The sequence below is a fragment of the Devosia sp. FJ2-5-3 genome (genome assembly GCF_029201545.1).
Classification (GTDB): Bacteria; Pseudomonadota; Alphaproteobacteria; order Rhizobiales; family Devosiaceae; genus Devosia.
The window spans coordinates 3,188,332-3,211,955 of sequence record NZ_CP104007.1; the positions used below are offsets into that span (position 1 = coordinate 3,188,332).

Sequence of the window (23,624 nt, forward strand, 5' to 3'; positions counted from 1 at the left end):
GCGCCACTGGCGCGTTTGACCTTTCAGGACGGCCACTGGTGCGTTTGACCTTTCAGGACGCCCCGCCATTCGAGCATAGCTCTCATGGCCTTGTCGGCTTCAAACGCGCCACTGGCGCGCGTTTGACCTTTCAGGACGCCTCCAAGTCAAGGAAACCGCCGGACTGGCGTTCCCAGAGCATGGCATAATGCCCGCCGGTGGAGAGCAATTGGGCGTGGGTGCCCTCCTCGACGATGCGGCCCTTTTCCAGCACAACCAGACGATCCATGGCGGCGATGGTGGAGAGGCGATGGGCGATGGCGATCACCGTCTTGCCCTGCATCAGGCTCGTCAATTGCTCCTGGATGGCCGCTTCCACCTCGCTGTCGAGGGCGGAGGTGGCTTCGTCGAGCACGAGGATCGGCGCGTTCTTGAGCAGCACGCGGGCTATGGCGACGCGCTGGCGCTGGCCGCCCGAGAGTTTGACGCCGCGCTCGCCCACATGGGCATCATAGCCTTTCCGGCCCTGGGGATCGGAGAGGGTGGTGATGACATCGTGGATCCTGGCCTGTTCGGCCGCCTCGATCATCGCATCGTCGCTGGCGAAGTGATTGCCATATTTGAGGTTTTCACGGACGGACCGATGGAGCAAGGACGTGTCCTGGCTGACAAGGCCGATGGCACCGCGCAGGCTTTCCTGGGTGACATTGCGGATGTCGTGCCCATCAATGCGGATCGCCCCCTCCTGAACGTCGAACATGCGCAGCGCCAGATTGACCAGCGTCGACTTGCCCGAGCCGGAGCGGCCGACAAGGCCGATCTTTTCGCCCGGACGGATGGCAAGGCTGAAATCGTCGATGACGCTGCCCTCCTTGCCGCGCCAGTAATTGAAGCTGACCTTGTCATAGACGAGCCCGCCTTCGCGCACGGCCAGGGGCTGGGCCTCGGGCGTATCGAGCATGGTGAGGGGCTGGGCGATGGTCTCCATCGAATCCCGCGTCGTGCCGATCTGGCGGAAGATGTTCGACCCGATCTCGAGGATCCAGCCGCTCATGTTCATGATCTGGAGCGCGAAGGGCACGGCGGTGGCCACTGCGGCCGCAGTGAGCACGCCATCGTTCCAGCCGGTGAGCGCCAGCCAGGTGACGGAAACGACGAGGCCCGCATTGAGGAGGAACAGCACCGACCACATATAGGTGAACACCCGCATCAGCTTGCGGAAGCTGATGGCGTGATCCCTAACGCTGTCGGACACATATTGATCTTCGTGGCCGCCGGTGGCGAAGGTCTTGATGGTGTGGATATTGGTGTAGCTGTCGACGATGCGCCCGGTCATCACCGATTTTGCCTCCGAGAGGTCCTCGGAATAGCGGGCGATCAGCGGCATGGTCATGGCGAAGAGGATCGCATAGAGCAGCAGCCAGACGCCGATGGGCACCAGCAAGACCGGATCGAGCTGGGCCAGCACGACAATCGCCACGATGACGAAGATCAGCGCGTACCAGGCGGCGTCGATGGTGAGATTGACCCCGATTTCCACCGCCTCGCCGGCCTGGATGACCTTGTTGGCGATGCGGCCGGCAAAGTCGTTCTGGAAGAAGGTCCAGCTCTGGCGGATGACGTGCCAATGGCTCTGCCAGCGAATGATATCGACGAGGTTCGGCACGATGGCGTGGTTGCGGATCAGCGTGTCGAGGAGGAAGGTCAGCGGACGGACCACGGCGACGACGAAGATCATCCAGAGCAGGGTCTGCCCGTGGACATCGAAGATTTCGCCGGGATTGGTGGTGGCCAGCATGCCGACGATGAGGCCAACGAAGACGGGCATCAGCGCATCGGCGACGGAGCCGATGGCGACAAGGCCTATGCGGAGCGCGAAGGCGGTCTTGAACTGGCGGACGAAATAGCCAACGAAGGCATTGAGGCCCATGGGCGGCTGGCGGTTCTTGGCCAGGGCGATGGGCGAATAGAGATTGTCGAAAAAGTCGACGACGCGGTTGAACATTTGGTGCTCATATTTTTGAGCCGCGCCTGATGGAACGGGTCCGGATCAGGTTCGGTGACGGTCAATGGGTTTGGATCGGATCGTGGCGCCCGCAGCGGGATTGGGATTTCTCGCCAGTTCAATCTGAATGATGTCACCCATCTGGGTTCTCCTTTGCGTTGTTTGGGACACCGAACGCGTTGCCGAATTCGGGTCGGATCGAGGGGACTGCGCTTCCCCTCGGATTTGAAGCATGGGATGGCGCAGCACCCCTCTGTGTTCCTGCCTTTCGGGCAAAGCCCTTCAGGCCTTCTCGCCTGCAATCGCTCCACTGGAGCGATTGCACCCTCCGGGTCGCCTCGAAGTCCCTCAAGGGGAGAGGGGAAGAAAGTTACTGCGCCGCCTCTTCGGGCTGGTCGGCGTCTATGAAGCCGCCGGACTGGCGATGCCAGAGCTGGCTGTAGATGCCGCCGCTGTCGACGAGCTGGGCGTGGCTGCCCTGTTCGACGATCTTGCCCTTATCGAGCACCACCAGTCGGTCCATCATGGCGATGGTGGAGAGGCGGTGGGCAATGGCGATCACGGTCTTGCCGTTCATCAGCAATTGCAGCTGGCCCTGGATGGCGGCTTCGACCTCACTGTCGAGCGCGGAGGTAGCTTCGTCGAGCACGAGGATCGGCGCGTTCTTCAGGAGGACGCGGGCGATGGCGATGCGCTGGCGCTGGCCGCCGGAGAGTTTTACGCCGCGTTCGCCGACATGAGCATCGTAGCCCTTGCGCCCCTTGAGATCGGAGAGCCCGAGGATGAAGTCATGCGCCTCGGCGAGCTTGGCGGCCTCGATCATTTCTTCCTCGGTCGCGTCGGGGCGTCCGTAGACGATGTTTTCGCGCACCGACCGGTGGAGCAGCGAGGTGTCCTGCGTCACGACGCCGATATTGGCGCGCAGGCTATCCTGCTGGATCTCGGCGATGTCATTGCCATCGACGAGGATGCGCCCGCCCTGGCGGTCGTAGAAGCGCAGGAGCAGATTGACGATGGTCGACTTGCCCGCGCCGGAGCGACCGACAAGGCCGATCTTCTCGCCGGGTCGGATATGGAGGTCGAGCCCTTCGATGACGCCGGACGACTTGCCGTAGTGGAACGACACCTTGTCGAACTTGATGTCGCCAGTGACGGTGCCGATCGGCTTGGCTTCGGGCTTGTCGGCGACGACGCGGGGCAGCGAGATGGAGGAAATGCCATCACGCACGACGCCGATATTTTCAAACAGCGCCGACATTTCCCACATGACCCACTGGCTCATGCCCTGGAAGCGCAGGACGAGGGCGGCGGCCACGGCGATGGCGCCGGGGGTCATATTGCCATTGAGCCATTGCCAGATGCCCACGGCAAAGACCGCGAACAGCAGCGTGCAGTTCATCAGGGTGATGATGACCTGGAGCCCGGTGACCATGCGCATCTGCTTATAGACGGTACCCAGGAAGCCATCCATGGCCTCGCGGGCATAGCCCTCTTCGCGGCGCGAATGGGAGAAGAGCTTTACCGTGGCGATATTGGTGTAGCTGTCGACGATGCGGCCGGTCATCATCGAACGGGCATCGGCCTGGGCCTCGGAAATCTTGCCAAGGCGCGGGATGAAATAGCGCAGGAGCGCGATATAGCAGACCAGCCAGACGATGAAGGGCACGGCCAGCCAGAGATCGCTCATGGCGGCGAGCACCACGGCGCCGGCAAAATAGACGACCACATAGACAGTGACGTCGAGAAGCTTCATCACCACTTCGCGCACGGCCAGCGCGGTCTGCATCAGCTTGGCGCCGATGCGGCCGGCGAACTCGTCCTGGAAATAGCTCATCGACTGGCGAATGAGGTAGCGGTGCGCCATCCAGCGGATGCGCTGGGGCAGATTGCCGAGCAGGGTCTGGTGGATGATCATGGAATCGATCAGCTGCAGCGACGGGATGACGATGAGCAGCACCGCGGCCATGCCGGCCAGCTTCCAGCCTTCATTGGCGAGGAAGGTCTCGGGATTGGCATTGCTCAGCCAGTCGACGATGGAGCCCATGAAGCCGAAGAGCAGGATTTCGAGCAGGGCGATTGCCGCGCCCAGCACGGTCATCGCCGCCAGCCATTTCTTGGCGCCGTGGCTATAGTGAAGGCAGAAGGCCAACAGACCCTTGGGGGGTTCGCTCGGCTCTGACAGGGGGTAGGCGTTCAGCCGCTTTTCAAACCAGCTCAGCATTTCGTGTACCGCTCAATTCCGTAAGTTCTTCACCATGGCCGATGCTTATGCGAGCGTCGTGACACATGCGGTCAGCAGCTCGCATCCAGGAACATGACGAACCGGAAATCAAAAAAATGACACTCAATACGCCCGCACCGGCGCAGAGGAGCATCGTCCAGCTTGGCCCGGCGCCTGTTCTCCGCAATGCTGTCCCAATTGCTGGCGAAGAAGAGGCTATGAGCCAGGAGCCCGGTAGCATACACAAATGACGGGGAACGGCTGTTACCGGACGGCCACAGTCGATTGCCAGAAATAACGTTGTAATTGGACCGCTTCATGCGCACGGACACCGAGCAGACAATCTTCCTTCGCGACTACGAGCCCACGCCCTACCGCATTGTCTCGGTGGATCTGGACTTCAGGATTACCGAGGAAATGACCCGTGTCCGGGCGCAACTGACCATCGAGCCGCGCGAGGAGACCGCCCCCGGTACGCCGCTGGTGCTCGACGGGGATGGAATCAGTCTGCATTCGATTGCCATCGATGGCGCGCCGCTGGTGCTGGCGGCCTATGCCGCCGACGAAACCGGACTGACCGTGGTGGAGCCGCCATACCGGCGCTTCGTGCTCGATACCGAAGTGCTGCTCAAGCCCGAAACCAACTCCAAGCTGATGGGGCTCTATCGCTCCAGCGGCACCTGGTGCACCCAGTGCGAGCCCGAGGGGTTCCGGCGCATCACCTATTACCTCGACCGGCCCGATATCCTGGCGCCGTTCAAGGTGCGGATCACCGCCCCGCAGAGTGTCGCTCCGGTGCTGCTCTCCAATGGCAATCTCATCGAGCAAGGCGCGGCCGGGGACGGCATGCATTATGTCGTCTGGGAGGACCCCTTCCCCAAGCCAGCTTATCTCTTCGCGCTGGTTGCCGGCGATCTCGGCGTGATCAAGGACAGTTTCACCACGATGAGCGGGCGCGAGGTCGAGCTCGGCATCTATTGCAGCCATGGCAAGGAAAATGAGTGCCTCTACGCCATGGACAGCCTCAAGCGCTCCATGGCCTGGGACGAAAAGCGCTTCGGGCGCGAATACGACCTCGACGTTTTCAATATCGTCGCCGTCTCCGATTTCAATTTCGGCGCGATGGAAAACAAGGGCCTCAACATCTTCAACGACAAGCTGGTGTTTGCCTCGCCCGAAACAGCGAGCGACGCCAATTACGCCAGCATCGAGCGGGTGATCGCCCACGAATATTTCCACAATTGGACGGGCAATCGCATCACCTGCCGCGACTGGTTCCAGCTCTGCCTCAAGGAAGGGCTGACGGTCTATCGCGACCAGGAATTCTCCTCGGACGAGCGCAGCCGCCCGGTGCAGCGCATCCATGACGTGGAGAACCTCCGGGTCAGCCAGTTCCCCGAAGATGGCGGCCCCCTCGCCCATCCGCCGCGTCCGGACCGCTATCGCGAGATCAACAATTTTTATACGACGACCGTCTACCAGAAGGGCGCCGAAGTGGTGCGCATGCTGGCGACGATCCTCGGCGAAGACGGTTTCCGCAAGGGAATGGACCTTTATTTCGAGCACCATGATGGTGACGCGACGACCATCGAGGCCTTCCTCAAAGTGTTCGAGGAGGCCAATGGTGTCGACCTCGGCCAGTTCTCGCGCTGGTATACCGAGGCCGGCACGCCCGAGGTAACCGTCAGCGAGGACTATGATGCGGCAAGCCAGACCTATCGGCTGACCCTGACGCAGAAGACCAATCCCACGCCCAACCAGCCGGAAAAGGCTCCGTTCGTCATTCCCGTGCGGTTCGGCCTGCTCGGCCCCAATGGCAGCGAGATGAGCTGGAGCGCGGTCAGCGGCGGCACCGTGCACGACGATCTCATCATCCTCGACAAGGAGAGCGTGACGATCAGTTTCGAGGGCATTGCCAACAAGCCGGTGCCGTCGCTGTTCCGAGGCTTTTCGGCGCCGGTCCGGCTCAATTCCGGACTGGGAGAGGACAATTTGCTGTTCCTCGCCCGCCACGATGCCGATCCGTTCAACCGATGGGATGCGCTGCAGAGCGTGTCCACCCATCTCCTCGCCGACGCGGCGCAGGGGCGGCCGTGGCATGCGGACAATATCGAGGCGCTGCGCCAGGCGCTGCTCGACACGCTGGACGACGCCCATCTGGACGACGCGTTCAAGGCCCAGGCCATCGGCATTCCGGACGAGACGGTCATCGGCCGCCATATCGGCCGGGATATCGACCCCGATTCGATCGCCCGCGTGCGCAAAGAGTTCATCACCGCGCTAGTGGGCCCGATGGACAGCAAGCTCGAGGCGCTGTTCGCGTCCCTGGCGATCACGGACGCCTATAGCCCCGGCGCCGGACAGGCGGGTCGGCGCGCGCTGCGGACGGCCCTGCTGTCGCTGCTGGTGGCCGGGAGCGGCAGAGGCGCGGCGCTGGCGGAGCGGCTTTATGCGAATGCCGGCAACATGACCGAGCGCTCCGCAGCCCTCGCCATCTCGGCGCGCAACTGGACCCGCGACGCGCCGGCCCTGCTCGGCGATTTCCGTGCGCGCTATTCGGGCGACGCGCTGGTGTTCGACAAATGGCTGGTGGCGTCGGCCCAGGCCGGCGATGACGGGGTCATCGAACGGATGCGGACCATATTGGCCGCGCCGGATTTCCCGCGCACCAATCCCAACCGCCTGCGCTCGCTGCTGGGGAGCTTCGTGATGAACAACCCGGCCCAGTTCCTCAAGGAAGATGGCAGCGGGTTCCGCTTCATCTGCGAGGCGGTGACGGAAATCGACAAGGTCAATCCGCAGGTTGCCGCGCGCATCCTGACCGGGTTCCGGGTTTTGCCGATGCTGGAAGAGCGCCGTCGCGTCGCCGCAAGGGCCGCCCTCGAATCACTTCGCAGCCAAGACGGTCTCAGCCGCAATACACAGGACATCCTGCAACGAATCCTTGCAGGCTAAGGGCTTAGCCTTATTAGAGGGGTTCTCCGGATGCGGTTTGCGCCGGTGAGCCCCGGGATTGCTGGGAGGGCAAATCACTTGTCCACAGAAGCGTTCACGGCACGTTCCTTAACGACCCATTAAGAGAAGGATTTTTCTTCACCGCTAAGTGATTCAAGAGACTCGTGTTTTTGCCGAAGGCGGAATCGGGGCCTCCGGACGCTCTGGACAAGCATGGTCCGGATGATTCATTAGTTGGACAGAGCAAATCAGCTCGGGGTTAAACCCTTCAAACTGCGGAGAATTTCATGTTGTCGTCGGAGGTATCCGACGCCAGTGCGCGTGCCGCGCGTACTGGCGAAGGAAACATTATTGCCCGTCTCCAGGGGCGAACCTCCGGCAGCAGAGCCAAGGGCCTGCGCAACCGCATCAACCCAACCACGCTGGCCGTGGCGGCGACGGCATTCATCTCCGCCACACTCTTCGTCGCCTATGACGCGCAGACCAGCCTCGGCCAGGCGCGCCGGGACGTCGAACTGGTTCGCGCGCTGATCTCGGCCGAGCTCGACGATGTCGCGCCCATCCATTTCAACGCGGCGCTCGAAACCGTCAGGCAAAAGCACGCCGCGTCCGGATTGCCCGAAGGGCTTCTTGCGCAGGCGACATTATCGGCGTCAGGCGCCACCATGCCGCCCCAGTCGCTCGCCGCGCCGGGCGCCGGGGCAGAGAACGCCGCGATCGCCGGAATTGCCGGGCGCGGCGCTGCCGCCTTTGCGCTGGCGGGCCTTGTCACCGCATTCAGCGCGCGCCGCCGCCGCACCGATGGCCTGCCCTCGGACGAAAGCCGGCTCGGCTATGAATTACTGGCCGCCTCGATTCCGCACGGGGTCGCCTGCTGGACCGCCAGTGGCCGGCTGATCATGTGCAATGACCATTATCGCCAGCAGATCGGCGAGCTGGACCTCGATATCGACTATGAGCAGATGCTCTGCCGCATGGTGGTGGGCGGATATATGAAGCTGGTGCGCGTCGATGACGAGGCGCGCCTGCTCGAATTGCATCGCGAGGATGGCAGCTGCCTCTTGGTGGACGAGCGACCCATGCCCGATGGCGGGTTCATGGTGCTGGTGTCCGATATTACCGAGCGCAAGCGCACCGACGATCTGCTGTGCAGCATCCGCGAGGAACAGCGCCTGCTGGCGCGGCGCTATCACGAGGAAAAGATCAAGGCGGAGGCCGCAAGCCGCGCCAAGACCAGTTTCCTCGCCCATCTCAGCCACGATATCCGCACCCCGCTCAACCACATTATCGGCTTTGCCGAGCTGATGCGCCACGAGACCTACGGGCCACTCGGGGACGAGCGCTATGGCGAGTATGTGCAGTCGATCAAGACCTCCGGCGAGCATTTGCTGGCCTCGTTTGCGGCCATTCTCGATCTCGCCGAGCTGGAAGGCGGGCAGAAGGTCCTGCGCAGCGATCTCGTGCCGGTGGACGATGTGGTGGCAGCGGTCGCGCGGCGCTTCAAGGGCCAGCTCGAGCGCGCCGGCATCAAGCTGAGCCATGGCCAGCCCTGTGGCGCAACGGTGCGCGGAGACCGGCTGGGCTTTGTGCGCATGGTGGGCAATATCGTCGAGAACGCGGTGCGCTTTACCCCGCGTGGCGGCAGGATCACGCTGGCCACCTATGCGGCAGAGGACGGCGTCGTCATCGAGGTTTCCGATACCGGCATCGGCATGGACGAAGAGCGGTTGCATACGCTGAGCCAGCCCTTCGCACTGGGCGACGCCACTTTTACCCGAGAAGGCGCCGGCCCGGGGCTGGGGATTTCGATATCCCGCGCCATTGCCGAGCTGAGCGGGGGGCACATGGCGATCGATTCCACGATCTCGATGGGCACGACGGTCGCCATCTCCCTGCCGATCGAAACGAGCACGGCCCAGGACGCGGCTTGAACCGCCGTCTATCGGGGCTTGTTGACCCCCACCCGGCCTCCCCCTGGTAGGGGGAGGAGAAGGTCTGTGGCTCGCGACGATCGAGCGATGCTTTCAGCGTAGCCGCTATTGGCCTGAGAAGTGTGCGACAGCCTTGGCGTACCAGGCGGTCGCCGATGTCTCCACCTCGGCAAGCATGTCGCGGATGTCGAGCTCGAGCCGCGAAAAGTCGGGGTAGTGGCAGAGCTGGGCCAGCAGATCCTTGAAGGCCGGAGACCAGGCTTCGTCCTTGAAAGGGCTGACAAGGGCTGAGCTCATCACCTGCAGGATCGTCGCATAGAGCGTGTGGATGTCGGCCAGGCGATTGCCGTTGGGCACGAGGCCGACTGCCTCGAGACGCCGAAGCACTTGCACGGTGGGCGCCTGTGGCAGCGCAATCTGGCGGCTGGCGATGATCTGGGCCGACTGGGCGATGAATTCGAGATCAACGAGGCCGCCGGTCGCCAGCTTGAGATCGAAGGGATGGCGCGGCTTGCGCTCGCGGGCCATGAGGGCGCGCATGGAGACCACGTCGTCGATGGTCTTTTGTACATCGCGCGGACGATTCATGACTTCGGCGATTTCGGCATCGACCAGCGCACCGAGTTCGCCCGTCGAAGCGATGATGCGGGCGCGGCTGAGGGCGAGATGTTCCCAGGTCCAGGCATTGTCGCGGTGATAGGCGCGGAAGCCGGAGAGGCTGGTGGCCAGCGGGCCGGCATTGCCCGAGGGCCGGAGCCGCATGTCGGCCTCGTAGAGCACGCCTTCGGCCGTGGGCGCGGAAATGGCGGCCACGAGGCGCTGGGTGAGGCGGGCGAAATAGTGCGAGGTGGAGAGCGGGCGCTCGCCGTCAGATTCGGTTTCAGGTGCGTCGTAGAGCAGGAAGAAATCGAGATCGGAGGTGAAGGTCATCTCGCGGCTGGCCATCTTGCCGAAGGCGAGGAGCGCGACGGTGGCGCCCTCGATGCGGCCATGGCGGCGGGCGAATTCGGCCTGCACGCTGATGAAGAGGCGATTGAGGAGCGTTTCGGCGAGCGCGGTGAACTGCTCTCCCGCCATCGTCGCGCTGACCGTGCCGGAAAGCAGACCGGCGGCGACGAGGAATTTCTGCTCCTGCCCGATGATGCGGGCGCGATCGATCAGCTCCTCATAGGAACGGGCATCGGCGAGGAAGGCATCGACCTTGGCGACGAGCACCTCGCTATGGGTGACATCATTGGCGAAGGCTGGGTCGATTAGGCCATCGACCACATGGGCGCGATGGATGACGGCTTCGGCCATGCGGGGGGCCGAGGCCATGAACTGCACAAGCAGGGTGCGCAATTGCTCGTGGTTGCGCAGAAGCGCAAAAAGCTGCACGCCGCCGGGCAGGCGCGAGAGGAAATTGTCCATCCGCGCCAGCGCTTCATCGGCATTGCCGGCACGACCGAGCGTGGTCAGCAGCGCAGGCAATAATTCGGTGAGATGGGCGCGGGCCGCTGACGCCCGCGTGGCGGCATAGCTGCCATAGTGCCAGCGGCGCACGGTCTCGATAGCCTTGTGCGCATCGGCAAAGCCCATGGCGGTGAGGGTTTCGAGCGTGCCCGGATCGTCGTCGCTGCCGGTGAAGACGAGATTGCCGCCCCCTGCCCCCAGCGTCTCGCCCTCGGTGAAGAGTTCGGAATAGTAGCGGGCAACCCGGGTGAGCGCGGCGCGATATTCGGCCTCGAATTTGTCCCGATCGGCCTGGCCCATCAGCCGGCCGATGACAGCAACCCCGTCTGGCGTGGCGGGCATGATGTGGGTCTGCTCGTCGCGCAGCATCTGCAGACGGTTTTCGACGGCGCGGAGATACCAATAGGTCTCGGTCAACTCGGCAGCCGTGGTTGGGCTGATCCAGTTGGCCTCGGCCAGGGCGCGCAGCGCATGGGCCGTCGGGCGCACGCGCAGGGATTTGTCGCGGCCGCCAGCGATCAGCTGCTGGGTTTGGGCGAAGAATTCGATCTCGCGGATGCCGCCGCGGCCGAGCTTGACGTTGTGGCCCTCGACGCGGATATCGCCGACATTCTTCGAAACATTGATCTGGCGCTTCATCGCCTGGATGTCAGCGATTGTGGCGAAGTCGAGATGCTTGCGCCAGACATAGGGCGCGAGTTCGCGGATGAAAGCTTCGCCCACCTGTTTGTCACCAGCGCAGGGGCGCGCCTTGATCCAGGCGGCGCGTTCCCAATTCTGGCCGCGCACTTCGTAATAGGCCATGGCGGCATCGACGGAGAGGGCGACCGGGGTGGAGCCGGGATCGGGGCGCAGGCGCAGATCGGTGCGGAACACATAGCCATAGGCGCGCGGCTCTTCCATGAGCGCGACCAGCTTCTGGATCATGCGGGAATAGGTTTTCGTCGCCTCGGCCGGATCGGCGAGCACGGGCTTTTGCGGATCGAAGAAGGCGACGATGTCGATATCGGAGGAATAGTTGAGCTCGCGTCCGCCGTGCTTGCCGAGCGCGAAGATGGCGAGGCCGGAGTTGGCGGCGCGGGCCTCGTCGCGGGAGAGGACGAGCCGCCCCTTGTCGAAGGCTTCGCGCATGAGGAAATCGAGCGCCGCCTCAAGCGCGGCATCGGCGAGGTCGGACAGGGCCTCGGTGGCGCGCGCGGTGGTCCAGAGGCCGCCGGTTTCGGCAATGGCCGCGAGGAGCGCGGTGCGCCCCTTGCCGATGCGGAGGATTTGCGAGAGCGCGCTCTCATCGGCGGCCTGGCCCGAGGCGCGCAATTCGCCAATGATTGCCTCGAAGGCCGCGTCGGGGCCCTGTGCAAGCGCAGCGACCAGCCAGGAGGCATGGGCATTGGCCTGATCGAGCAGATAAGGCGCCGAGTCCAGCAGCGGGCCCAGGAGCGGTCCAGCCTCCATCAAGGCAGCGCGATCCGCATCGGCCAGCGCGGCCACAAATGCATCAAAGGCAGGATGGGGAATGGGCGGCAGGGCGGAAAGGGAAATGCTCATTGCTGAGGCATAACGCGCCGCCAGCGAGGCGACAAGCGGACCGATCAGGACCGCTTGTCGGTATCGTCCTCGAGCGCGGCAAGGGCGGCTGCCTCTTCCGGGGTGAGCCCGGCGGGCGTGGGCGTGGCCTGACGCCGGCGAGCGACGAAAATACCGATCAGCCCGATGGCGAGCAGCAGCGGCGCCGCGACCCACAGCACGATCGTGTTGGCGCTGAGGCGCGGATTGAGCAGCACGAATTCGCCGTAGCGATCGACGAGATATTGCTCGACCTCGTCATTGCTGTCGCCTTCGACGAGGCGCTCGCGCACAAGGATGCGCAGATCGCGCGCCAGATCGGCATCGCTGTCATCGATGGACTGGTTCTGGCAGACGAGGCAGCGCAGGCCCGCCGAGATATCGCGGGCGCGCTGCTCGAGCTGCGGATCGTCAAGCACTTCGTCGGGCGAGACCGCAAGTGCAGGCGTCAGCATGACGAAGACGAGGGCAAGAGCTGCCAGGATGCGCTTCATTCGGCAGGCTCCGGAATTGCCCGTGCGGCCGGGCGCGGCGCGCCCACCCGCAGGCGGCGATCCGTCAGGGACAGCATGCCCGCCCCCGCCATGACCAGAGCGCCAAGCCAGATGAGGAGGATGTAAGGCTTGTGCCAGACGCGGATGACATGAGTATCCTCCAGCGGCTCGCCGAGCTGCAGATAGAGCTGGGAGAACCCATAGGTCTGGATCGCGGCTTCGGTGGTCGGCATGCCGCTGGCGACATAGATGCGCCGCTCGGCCTCGAGCTTTTCGACCGAGCCACCGGGGGCGGTGACGGTGAAATAGCCGGTTTCGGCTACGTAATTGGGGCCCGGCACTTTTTCAAAAGTGTCGAAAGCAATGGTGTAGCCGGAGAGCTCGGTGGTTTCGCCCGGATTGAGCGTCGTCACGCGCTCGGTCTCCCAGGCCGAGACCGAGACAATGCCCAGCACGGTGATCCCGAGGCCAAGATGGCCGATGGCCGTGGACCAGATCGAACGCGGCAGGCCGGCAAGCCGGCGGAGGCTTTCGCGCAAGGGGATGCGCCCCAGGCGGCTGCGCTCGATCAGTTCGGCGATGGAGCCGAAGCTGACCCAGAAGCCGAGCAGCAGCCCGATCGGGACCATGGAGATGGAAACGCCACCCAGCGCCGAAATCAGGATGGTGAGGAAGACGGCCAGCGCCGCCGCCGCTACCAGGCGCTGGCCGGCGGCAACCAGATCACCGCGCTTCCAGGCCAGAAGCGGGCCGAAAGGCAGGACCAGCAGCAAGGGCGCCATGAGGGCGCTGAAGGTGAAATTGAAGAAGGGTGCGCCAACCGAAATGCTGGTTCCCGCAATCGCGTCGAGCACCAGCGGATAAAGCGTGCCGACGAGAACGGCGCCCACGGCGGTGGCGAGGAACAGATTGTTGAGGATCAATGCCCCTTCGCGGCTGATGGGCGCAAACAGTCCACCCTGGCGCAAGGCGCCGGCGCGGATGGCAAAAAGCGTGAAGGCGCCGCCGATCAGGATGGCCAGGATCGCCAGGATGACAAGGCCGCGCGCCGGATCGCTGGCGAAGGTGTGCACCGAGGTGAGAATGCCCGAGCGCACGAGGAACGTGCCCAGCAGCGACAGGGAAAAGGTGATGATGGAGAGGAACACCGTCCAGATTTTCAGCGCGTTGCGCTTTTCCATCACGAGAGCGGAATGGAGCAGCGCCGTGCCGGAAAGCCAGGGCATGAAGCTGGCATTCTCCACCGGATCCCAGAACCACCAGCCGCCCCAGCCGAGCTCGTAATAGGCCCAGTAGGAGCCCATGGCGATGCCCAGGGTGAGGAAGATCCAGCTCAGCATGGTCCAGGGGCGCACCCAGCGCGCCCAGGCCTGGTCGATGCGGCCCGAGATCAGTGCGGCAATGGCAAAGGAGAAGCAGATCGAAAACCCGACATAGCCCGCATAGAGAAGCGGCGGGTGAATGGCGAGGCCGATATCCTGGAGGATCGGATTGAGGTCGCCGCCTTCGAGCGGCGGATTGGCCACGCGCAGGAAGGGATTGGAGGTGAAGAGGGTAAAGCCGGCAAAGGCTGCCGTGAGCAGGCTCTGCGTGCCGATGACGAGATTGAGCAAATCGGCCGGCAGGCGGCGGCCAAACGCGGCCACGAGCGCGCCGAACAATACGAGAATCAGGATCCAGAGGACCAGCGAGCCCTCGTGATTGCCCCAGACGCCGGAGATCTTGAAGATCAGCGGCTTGAGCGAGTGCGAATTGTTGACGGCCAGCAAGAGGCTGAAGTCGGAGACGACAAAGGCGTGGACCAGGGCAGCAAACGCCACCGCAACCAGCACGAATTGCAGGATGGCCGCATGGCTCATGACATTGGCGAGGCGCTGGCCTCGCCGCCACAGCACCAATCCGCCAAAGGCCGAGACGACGGCAATGGCGAAGGCCAGAATCAGGGCGAAATGGCCAAGCTCTATGCTCACGGTGTATTGGCCTCCGGCCGCCACTCGCCCTGCGCCTTCAGCGCTTCGACGACTTCCTTGGGCATGTAGGTCTCGTCATGTTTTGCCAGCACATTGGTGGCCATGAATGTGCCATCGGGACCGAGGCTGCCTTCGGCCACAACACCCTGCCCTTCCCGGAAGAGATCGGGGAGAATGCCGGTATAGTGGGCGACGCGCTCTGTTGCCCCATCGGTGATGGTGAAGACATTTTCCTGGCCGGTGCGGGTCCAGCTGGCTTCCTTGACGAGGCCGCCAAGTCGGATCGGGTGGCCGGGCTCGACCGCGCGCGTGACCACGTCGGTGGGCGAATAAAAGAACACGATCTGGTCGCGCAGGGCCACCAGCACCAGTGTCGTGGCTATGGCGAGGACGATAGCGAGGCCGGCAATGACGGCCAGGCGCTTCTGCTTGCGCGACCACCCCTTGCGGCGGATAGCACCCTGAACACTCATGGCGTTTCTCCATTCAGTTTGAGACCGGCACCGAGCGCGATCGTATCAAGTTCACCGCGGTCGAATGCAGCCGGATAGGCAGCGACCGAAGCATCATAGGCCGACTGGGCTTTGGCGAGATCCCCCAGCACGATGTAGGATTGCACCAATCGGATCCATTCTGCGACCGTGCCGCCGGAGGTTTCAAGGCGCGAGGCAAGCCCATCGACCATGGACCGGATCATCTCGGCCTCCTGGTCGGCCGCAGTGTCGACGCCGTCATTATTGGCGACGGCAAGGCCCTGACGGGCGGCTGCGAGCCAGGGCTCATCCCCCTGGGCCAGATCGATGGCGGCCTGCCAGGCGCGGGCCGCAGCGTCATAGTCGCCGGTCCGCATCAGCTCGGAGGCGAGATAGAGGTGGGCGCGGGTGTGTTGCGGATCGCTCGCGATGACGGCGCGAAGGATATCCATCGCTTCGTCCGACCCCGCGCCGCCAGCCTCGAGCAGCAGGGCCTCGGCGAGGTCTGTCTGACGCTCTGACGTGGGCCCATCGAGGGCGATGATGCGGCGATAGGCATTGGCGGCGTCGCCAAAGCGACCCAGTTCGGCAAAAGCGGGAGCAATGACGATCCAGCCCCGCAAATCACCGGGGTTGGCGGCCAATTGCCTCTCGATGCGGGCGATCGCGTCGTCGAGATCGAGGCGCTGAGCCGCAAGCTCGGGGCGATTCGCCAGAGGGCGCGACGGCAGGTCCGGGCTGCCCAGAAAGGCATAAAGGCCAATCGAGATCGCCGCGACAGCGCCGAGGCCTGCAAACAAGGGCAGGCGCCCCAGGTCACGGCCCGGATTGGGCCCCTTGTCCTTGTTGGCACGCAGGATTTCTCGCGCCAGCTCCGCCTTGGCCGCCTCGGCTTCGGCCTCGCCGATCTTGCCGGCGGCACGATCGGCCTCGATTCCCGTCAGCAAAAGCCGGAAATGGCGGTTGTGATCGGCGCTTTGTGTCGCGCTTGCGTTGACCGGGCGACCAGCCGCCGCGTAAAACAACGCGGCGCAAGAGGTAGCGGTGATGGCGATGACGATTGACCAGAAAATCATGGGTCCCAGACACTTGCTTCCCGCGCAGGGAAAGGGATGGCCCTGTATAAGCCTAACGCGCGGAAAAGCCACAAAAAGACGCGTGTTCTGCTCGGACGCATTGCCACAGGCCGGCCAGACCCGGCCATGACAGCAGAAGCTGCCGACCTGGCGATCTTCGGCTCGTCACCCCTGTCGCGCCTGCTCGCCGGGCTCCTGCGTCAGGTGCACGGGAAATCCGTGGTCTTCGTCGGGGCCAGCCATGCGCGCTACAGGCTGCCGCGCGAAATCGACCTGTCGGTCGGACCAATCACGCGGCCAGAGAGCTGGGCTCTCCTCGACGAAATCGTGCCGGAAACCACGCGACTGCTCTCGAAAATAGCCGGCCGCCATGCCTGGCATCATGTGGATCCGGTATTTTTCGCCGATGCGCAATGGGCGCAGGAGGCACTTGGCCATGTCCAGCACATGGCCAACGCCTTCGGTATCGCGACCGAAATGGTGGCACCGTCGAAGCTGGGACGAGACCGCGCAGGGATAAGATTGCGCGACGTCGTCAGGCTGCAAAGGCCGATCATCGAACCGGCGCTCGATCACTGGCTGGACGAACTCGGAGTGCTCCGGCTCCAGCCGGACAGGGTGGAGATCGAGCCGGGCGGAAGCGCAGGGATCTGGGTGGGCGAGACCGAATATTCTGCCCGGCACGCCGTCCTTGCCGATGATGCGGCGATCATTGCGCATTTGCCGCTGCCGCAATGGCCGCGCCTTTTGGCGCGCCGCGCCATGTCTTCGGTCCTGACCACGCCCACGGAGCCCCTCGTGGCCAAGATCATGGCCCATCTCGATAGCGGCACACTGCTCGCGCAGCAGGACGAAGGAGGAATCGCTGCCATCGGCCCAGGCGATCTCGGCAGCGCGGCGGCCCGGCTGTCACGCCTCCTCGCCGACGATCGCCAGCTGCAGCAGGCAGGCCAGGTGAGTTATCCGACACTCGTAACCGCCGACGGCGCGCCGGCCTTCGGCAAGGCCGCAGGAATTGGCGCCGACATCATCATCGGCCTCGGCCCGACAGGGACCTTCATCGCCCCGGCCCTGGCGCGGTGGCTGGCGGGCGAGGCCGCGCCCAATGAAGATTCATGGTTTGGGGAGAGACTGGTGGGGCGCGATTCGTCCCAGAATTCCGTCGCGGAATTTCACCCTTCCCTCCGCAGGACGGCGGCATGAGGGCTCAGATCAACAGGCTGCCTTCGGACGCACCGAAGAGCCTCGGCAGCGCCATCGACCGGACCAGGCCGATCCAGTTCAAGCTCGATGGCAAACAGTTCGGCGGCTTTGCGGGAGACAGCGTTTTCAGCGCCCTGCTGGCCTCGGGTGTGGATATTCTGGGCAGCCATCTCGGCCAGAAGATCGGGCTGACCCGGCAGGCCGCGCCGCCAATTTGCGTCGCCGGCACCAGCGATCCGCACCGTGCCCTGCCCATGGATCGCATGCCCGCCCTCGATGGCGCCGAGTTGGTGACATTGGGAAGACGCCGGTGGCCCCGCTGGGACGAGTTGATGCTTCGGCGCCGCACGCTTGGGCTCGATCTCGACAATCCGCATGCGCTCGATCGGCCGTGGCTGGCAATGGTGGGGGAACGGCGCCAGGGGTTTGATATCGCCATCATCGGCGGGGGCGTGGCCGGGCTCAGCGCGGCGCTGACCGCGGCGCGAGCGGGGCTTTCAATCGCAATATTCGAAAGCGCAGCCTACCTGGGAGGGCATTCGGGGCTTTTCGGCACGCAGGATGGCGAAGACCGGCCCGAGGAGGCAATGGCGCGCCTCAGCGCGGAGGTCGAAGCCAATCCGGCCATCACGGTTTTTCTCCGTACCGAAGTCATCGCCGTGCGGGCTGGCCTGCTGCGCGCCCACACTGTCGGCATTGACGGGAGCATGGCGCGGGGGGAGATGTTCGATTGCCCGGCCGAGCGGATCGTGCTCGCCACCGGCGCCCAGGAGCGACTGCCGCTTTTTGCAGGCAATCGCCTGCCCGGTGTCATGGGCGCGCTCGAAAGCTATGAACTGGCCAGCCGCCACGGCATCTGGCGCGGGCATTCGCTGGCAATCGCGACATCGAGCAATTGCGCCTACCGGCTGGGAACACTGGCACGGGACAATGACATTGCCGTCGCCGCGATCATCGATGCGCGAGCCGGACCCAATTCCCGCTTCATCGATTTTGCCAAGGCCTATGGCATCCGCCAGATGACGGGCCGTGTGCCGCAGGAGGTGCGGACCAACCGGTCGGGAAACCAGCTTCAAATCGACATCGGCGATGAAGCCCCGATCGTGGCCGAGCATCTGATCGTAAGCGGCAGCTGGCAGCCTGACCTGACACTGTGGCATGTCGCCGGCGGCACCAGCGCCTGGCACGAAAAGCACCAGCGAATCGAAGCCTCCGGCGCGCTCGAGGGCATTGCGCTGGCCGGCAGCGCCGCCGGATATTTTACCCGCCAGGGCTGCATACAGAGCGGCGCGGACGCGGTCGACCGGCTTCTTGGCCGCACCCGCCGACCGATCGCCGATCCGGTGATCGATCCCCTTTACGAAACGCCTGACGCGGCCCTTGCCGATCTGGGCGAGAGGGAAAGTGCGGCAATCACCTATCTCGATGGCGGCGTATCGCTGCTGACGCGACCGAGCCTGCCACCGCGCCGGTGGTATGACCGGTTCCGGCGGCGGACCGAGCCGGAGCTACCCGCCCTGTCGGAAGCCTCGCAATCGCTTACCCTGGGCACGATCGCAGCAGGGGTGACGCTGGGGCTGGTGCCACCGCAATCGGCGGGGATTGTCGCTCAGGAGCGCGTGGCCCTCATTCCGCTGATTGTCGGGCCGCAGGGGGAGGATCGCCCGGCCTCGGTCGCCATCAGCGATGACGACATTCCGGCCTATCTCCAGAACCGGTTCGGACCCGACGCTGAGCTTGTGACCATCATGCCGCAGGATGGGCGGCGATTGACGCCCGGGGCCCTGATATTTTCCAATGCGGACACTGCCGACGCCCTTGCCGCCATTGGCGTGGTGCTGCGCAAGACGCCGTCGGGCATTCGGGGGGTGCTGAAGGCATCGGCCACAAATGGGCCGCTGCATGTGCGCGACCACGGCCAGATCGTGACCGTCACACTCGCGCAGGCCCAATAGCCCAAATCGGCTTGTCCTAGCGGGCGCGCTCGGCGGCGAGACGCGCCTTTTTCAAGGTGTCGGCGTAATCGCTGGAGAAGCGGAGCTGAGCCATCTTGATGATGGCATCGAGGCGGCTGGCCGTGTTCTTGTCCTCCGGGTTTTCCCGGTAAAGCTCCATATTGCGCTGGATATGGACTTCCAGCGCCTGCCCGGACTGGCCCCAGGCCTGGTCGAACACGGCGTTCAGCGCCAGCGAATCGCGGCAATCCCGCACGGTGGCGAGGAGATAGACGCCGCTGACGGCAGCCAGCAGCCTGTCCGTATCGAGACGATCCGCACCCTCACGCCGGCGCATGGCCTGATTGAGATCGGTTACCACCTCCTTGAGCCGTGGCTCGAGGCGGTCCGACACATATTTGGTGATGGTGGAGAGCCCCGCCGTCGCCTGGCTGCCGCGGGAAAACTCGATATAGCCGGTCAGGGACCGCACGAGCTTGTGGAAGCGCTCAAGCGCCCGGCAGACCAGATCGACGTCCGAGAACGGACCGTTGAACTGCAGGAAGCGCAACTGGTTCTGGGCATGGGCGATGTGGGCATCGATCAGCGGCGACAGGCCGACCCGCGAGATAGCCACTTCGGAGGGCGCGCCCGCCAGCTTGATTGCGGCCGTGATGAGAAGGGTGGGATTGGCCACCTGCCCGAGAGCGGCCTGGAAGACGAGGGCCGCGAGGGCCGGATCGGCCAAGGGCATGGCATTGATTGCCGAGCTGAGCGCCGCATCGTCGGTGATGGTGTTTGTCGCCCGGCCGAAGGCCTGCGCCTTGCCCAGGAGAGCCCGGTTGCGCAGGGCCAGCATAACGAGGGGCAGACGATCGAGTCCATCCTCACGGCCCAGCTGGGCGGCGAGGCGACGACCCGCTTCGATATCGGTATTGGCCTGGGCGAGCCCGGCCTTCATGCGCGCGAGCAATTCGGGCATCAGCGGCTCGATCTCGGCCGCTGTCAACACCCCCTCTTCGATCCGGTCCTGGGGGATCATATCGGGGCAAAGATCGCGCGTGACCCAGGTCCAGATAGAGCGGGCGGTCTCGCGGCTTACGGCGCCAGGGAAAACGACCAATACCGGCTCGTGGACCAATATGGCGTCGATCAACCCACAGAATGGGGCGTGCGCCGGGCCGGAAGGTACCGGCGCGGCGGAATCGGTGCGGTTCGCTAGCGGGGTCATCTGCGCAATCGATCTGGGATGAAATACGCAGCCAGCCTATCGTGCGCCGGTAAACAATCCTTAACGGCCGACGCAAGTTCTAGCGATCAGGCAGCGCCCTGGACAACATTCCAGTTGCCGGTCTGCTCGCGGCAGGCCGTGCCCTTCTTCACATAGTCCTTGCCCCCAATCTTGACGGTGTGGGTGAAGTCACGGCAATCGAGATTGTTGACGCGGACATAGGGACCGACGGCAACGGAGCCGGTCGAGCCCTTGTCCCCTGCCCACTGGCGCGGCGCACCGGGGCGGCCGAACTGCAGCGCATAGAACTGGGCGCTGTTGGCCTCAGCCGAATCCTTGGCGCTCATCAGCGACAGCGCGGTGGCATCCACAAAACCATTGGCAATGCTGGTGGTCAGGCGCGCCTGCTGCACGGTCTGGGCAGAGCTCGGAACCATGGGCTGGGCAATCACCGGCTGGGTCGCCACCGGGGCCTGAACCACCTGGGAGGTGCCAGTGCTGGAGCAGCCAGCCAGAACCAGGGCCAGAACGGGAGTAGCAAACAGGGCGAAACGATTCATCTCTTTGACCTTTTCAGCATACGGTCGGTTCTTGTTGACCCATTACGGCAAAAGTGCGTCAGGGGTTTGCCCCACGCACCGGACTTCCCAACCGCGCGGCGGGCAGGCGAAGCTCGACCAGCAACCCACCCAGCGCGGAACGCTTGAGTTCAAGGCTACCGCCGTACACATCGACCAGTTCCTTGACGATATCCAGCCCAAGTCCGGTCCCGGGCGTTTTCTCATCGAGTCTGACACCGCGACGCAACACTTTTCGGGCGTCGTCCTCGGAAAGACCGGGGCCGTTGTCGTCGATCCGGACAAGAAGCAGATTGCCCTTGGCCGTTCGCTCGCTCGACAGGCGTACCCCGACCTGCCCCTTTGACCATTTGCAGGCATTGTCGAGCAGATTGCCGGCCATTTCCTCGAGGTCGGCCTCGTCGCCCCGGAACCAGGCGAGCGAAGCGTCCGGTCGCTGGAAGGCAATCGTCACGTCAGGATGGATCTTTCGCATGACGCGGGTGAGCCGCAGCATGACCATGGTCGCATCGGACTTCTTGCCGACCACGGAGGTGCGCGCCGCCAGCCGGGCCCGTTCGAGATAGGTCGAGACCATGGTGCTCATCTTTTCGGTCTCGGCCTGCACCACATCGGCCAGCGCGCCCTTTTTCGCCGCCGCTTCATTGCGCAGCACGGCAATCGGGGTCTTCAGCCCATGGGCCAGATTGCCCACCTGATTGCGGGCGCGCTCGATGATTTCGGTATTGGAGCGCAGAAGCTCGTTGACCTCCTCGGCCAAGGGCGCGAGTTCGGTTGGGTAAGTGCCGGTAATGTTGGGGGTTTCGCCCTCGCGCACGTTCTCGATGGCGGCGCGCAATCGCCCGATGGGGCGCAGGGCGATGCGGGCGATAATGGCGCTCATGATCGCGAGCATGGCGCCAACGGCGCCCAGCACGATGAAGGCCTGGCCCCGAAATTCGCCGACTAGGCCCAGTATTTCTGTGAGATTGCCCGCGACGACGATGTGATAATCCTGCCCGTCCAGCCGCACGACCCGGTCCACGATGCGCAATTGCGTACCGAAAGCGTCGCTGACCACCCCTGTCCGGCGCCCCTGGATATCCGGAACGGCATCCAGTTGCGGCAGGTCGATCCCCACCACGGAGGTGGAGAGATTGATGAGGTGCCCGTCCCCGTCCCGGATGATCCAGTACCAGCCGGAGCGCGGCCGGTCGAAGCGGGGATCGGAGAGCGCGATGTCAGGCGCCTGCGGATCGCCCTCATCGAGAAGTATGCCTGTGAGCCCTTCGACATGAAAGTCGAGCGTTTCGGAAAGCGTGGTATCGAGCGCGCGAGAATAGAGGTCGGTCAGGAGGAACCCGGTCGCCACCAGGGCAATTACCAGCCATCCGGCCGTCAGCCAGAACAGCGAAACGGCGATCGATCCCTTTCGCAACCAATGGGCCGGCTTGTTCGGCTCCACCGGCGCTGTTGCGGCCTTGTTTTCCAAGAGCCGGACGCTCAGTCTTCAGCGATCTGGTAGCCCAGGCCGCGCACGGTCTGGATGCAGTCTTCGGGCAATTTCTTGCGCAGACGGCCGACGAACACCTCGATCGTGTTGCTGTCGCGGTCGAAATCCTGATCGTAAAGATGTTCTGTCAGCTCGGTGCGGGAAATCACTTTGCCCTTGTGGTGCATGAGATAGCTCAGAAGCCGCAATTCATGGCTGGTGAGTTTGACCGCCTGACCGTCCACAGTCACCTTGCCGGAGCGCGCGTCGAGCCGCACCGGGCCGGCGACGATCTCGTTGCTGGCATGGCCCGCAGCGCGACGCACCAGGGCCCGCACCCGGGCGAGGACTTCTTCCATGTGGAAGGGTTTTGCCACGTAATCGTCGGCGCCCGCGTCGATGCCCTGCACCTTGTCGCTCCAGCGATCGCGGGCGGTCAGCAGCAGCACCGGCATGGTCTTGCCGGCCCGGCGCCATTCTTCCAGCACGGAAAGCCCGTCCATCTGGGGAAGGCCGATATCGAGAATGACCGCATCATAGGGCTCGGTATCGCCGAGATAATGCCCCTCTTCGCCATCCATGGCGACATCGACGGCATAGCCCGCCTCGGTCAGGGCTTCCTTGAGCTGACGATTGAGATTGATATCGTCTTCAACGACCAGAACCCGCATCTATACCCCCGCCAGGACGCTATTGTGCACTCAGGACGAGGTTCTGCGCCTGACCGTCTGCACTGAGCACCCCGATTACATACACCAACCTGCCACCCTGGTCACAAACCTGAACGTTGAGAATATCGGCGCTGGGGTCGACACCGGCGCCGGCCAGAACCGCATCCAGCGACATGATTTCGCCAGTGGCCACCGCTTCCTGGATTTGACGCTTGTCGAGGCAGGCCTGGGCCTGCGAGGCTCCGGTTCCCGAAAGAGCGAGGGCCAGCGCCAAAGCAAGGGCGGCAGCTGCAGATGGTTTGGGAGCATGTGTTCTCATGATCCCAACTCTAGTGACGCGATGCTGAATGGGACATGAATAAGGCAAACTTGGCGGGATTGACGGAGCGGCTCCATTGGGGAGCCGTTCGCCTACAC

16 protein-coding genes are annotated in these 23,624 nt (G+C 64.1%); 4 read left to right on the forward strand and 12 right to left on the reverse strand.

Annotated elements, in window-relative coordinates; translation table 11 throughout:
* Positions 1–130: 130 nt before the first annotated feature.
* A complete protein-coding gene (locus tag N0P34_RS15310; RefSeq protein WP_275604087.1) occupies positions 131–1,984 on the reverse strand; it encodes an ABC transporter ATP-binding protein in 1,854 nt (617 codons plus the stop codon).
* Between the two features lie 370 nt (positions 1,985–2,354).
* Entirely contained in the window at positions 2,355–4,205 is a 1,851-nt protein-coding gene (locus tag N0P34_RS15315; protein ID WP_275604088.1) for an ABC transporter ATP-binding protein, read from the reverse strand.
* Between the two features lie 318 nt (positions 4,206–4,523).
* Here N0P34_RS15315 and pepN point away from each other — a divergent pair, with 318 nt between their 5' ends.
* On the forward strand, positions 4,524–7,160 hold the full coding sequence (pepN, locus tag N0P34_RS15320; protein ID WP_275604089.1) for an aminopeptidase N: 2,637 nt from the start codon (positions 4,524–4,526) through the stop codon (positions 7,158–7,160).
* A 287-nt stretch (positions 7,161–7,447) separates the two neighbouring features.
* On the forward strand, positions 7,448–9,091 hold the full coding sequence (locus N0P34_RS15325) for a PAS domain-containing sensor histidine kinase (RefSeq protein ID WP_275604090.1): 1,644 nt from the start codon (positions 7,448–7,450) through the stop codon (positions 9,089–9,091).
* A gap of 105 nt (positions 9,092–9,196) precedes the next feature.
* Here N0P34_RS15325 and N0P34_RS15330 read toward each other — a convergent pair whose 3' ends face one another.
* From N0P34_RS15330 to ccmI, 5 genes are read right to left on the reverse strand one after another with little or no spacing between them, the layout of a single operon-like run.
* The gene (locus tag N0P34_RS15330; RefSeq protein ID WP_275604091.1) at positions 9,197–12,088 is read right to left on the reverse strand and encodes a bifunctional [glutamine synthetase] adenylyltransferase/[glutamine synthetase]-adenylyl-L-tyrosine phosphorylase; all 2,892 of its coding nucleotides are present in this window, start codon (positions 12,086–12,088) and stop codon (positions 9,197–9,199) included.
* A 44-nt stretch (positions 12,089–12,132) separates the two neighbouring features.
* Positions 12,133–12,600, reverse strand: coding sequence for a cytochrome c-type biogenesis protein (locus N0P34_RS15335; protein WP_275604092.1), 468 nt, complete (start codon positions 12,598–12,600; stop codon positions 12,133–12,135).
* Positions 12,597–14,570 (reverse strand): heme lyase CcmF/NrfE family subunit, encoded by a 1,974-nt coding sequence (locus tag N0P34_RS15340; RefSeq protein ID WP_275604093.1) that lies wholly within the window; start codon positions 14,568–14,570, stop codon positions 12,597–12,599. Before N0P34_RS15340 ends, N0P34_RS15335 begins: the two co-directional genes overlap by 4 nt.
* Positions 14,567–15,043 (reverse strand): cytochrome c maturation protein CcmE, encoded by a 477-nt coding sequence (gene ccmE, locus N0P34_RS15345; RefSeq protein WP_275604094.1) that lies wholly within the window; start codon positions 15,041–15,043, stop codon positions 14,567–14,569. Before ccmE ends, N0P34_RS15340 begins: the two co-directional genes overlap by 4 nt.
* The gene (gene ccmI, locus N0P34_RS15350) at positions 15,040–16,119 is read right to left on the reverse strand and encodes a c-type cytochrome biogenesis protein CcmI (RefSeq protein ID WP_275604095.1); all 1,080 of its coding nucleotides are present in this window, start codon (positions 16,117–16,119) and stop codon (positions 15,040–15,042) included. Before ccmI ends, ccmE begins: the two co-directional genes overlap by 4 nt.
* A gap of 126 nt (positions 16,120–16,245) precedes the next feature.
* Here ccmI and N0P34_RS15355 point away from each other — a divergent pair, with 126 nt between their 5' ends.
* A complete protein-coding gene (locus N0P34_RS15355) occupies positions 16,246–17,322 on the forward strand; it encodes a hypothetical protein (RefSeq protein WP_275604096.1) in 1,077 nt (358 codons plus the stop codon).
* Positions 17,319–19,277 carry an FAD-dependent oxidoreductase gene (locus N0P34_RS15360; protein WP_275604097.1) on the forward strand — a complete coding sequence of 653 codons (1,959 nt, stop codon included), beginning with the start codon at positions 17,319–17,321 and terminating at the stop codon, positions 19,275–19,277. The genes N0P34_RS15355 and N0P34_RS15360 overlap by 4 nt, the downstream gene beginning before the upstream one ends.
* 16 nt (positions 19,278–19,293) lie before the next feature.
* Here the strand turns inward: N0P34_RS15360 and N0P34_RS15365 are convergent, their stop codons facing one another.
* The 5 genes from N0P34_RS15365 to N0P34_RS15385 form a co-directional block, all read right to left on the reverse strand.
* On the reverse strand, positions 19,294–20,487 hold the full coding sequence (locus N0P34_RS15365; protein ID WP_275604098.1) for a hypothetical protein: 1,194 nt from the start codon (positions 20,485–20,487) through the stop codon (positions 19,294–19,296).
* A gap of 86 nt (positions 20,488–20,573) precedes the next feature.
* Positions 20,574–21,047: a hypothetical protein gene (locus tag N0P34_RS15370; protein WP_275604099.1), complete on the reverse strand. Its 474-nt coding sequence runs from the start codon at positions 21,045–21,047 to the stop codon at positions 20,574–20,576.
* 58 nt (positions 21,048–21,105) lie between these two features.
* Entirely contained in the window at positions 21,106–22,536 is a 1,431-nt protein-coding gene (locus N0P34_RS15375; RefSeq protein WP_275604100.1) for a HAMP domain-containing sensor histidine kinase, read from the reverse strand.
* Positions 22,537–22,547: 11 nt separating this feature from the next.
* Positions 22,548–23,207, reverse strand: a complete 660-nt coding sequence (locus N0P34_RS15380; RefSeq protein WP_275604101.1) for a response regulator transcription factor — start codon at positions 23,205–23,207, stop codon at positions 22,548–22,550.
* Positions 23,208–23,226: 19 nt separating this feature from the next.
* Entirely contained in the window at positions 23,227–23,526 is a 300-nt protein-coding gene (locus tag N0P34_RS15385) for a hypothetical protein (RefSeq protein WP_275604102.1), read from the reverse strand.
* Positions 23,527–23,624 lie beyond the last annotated feature (98 nt).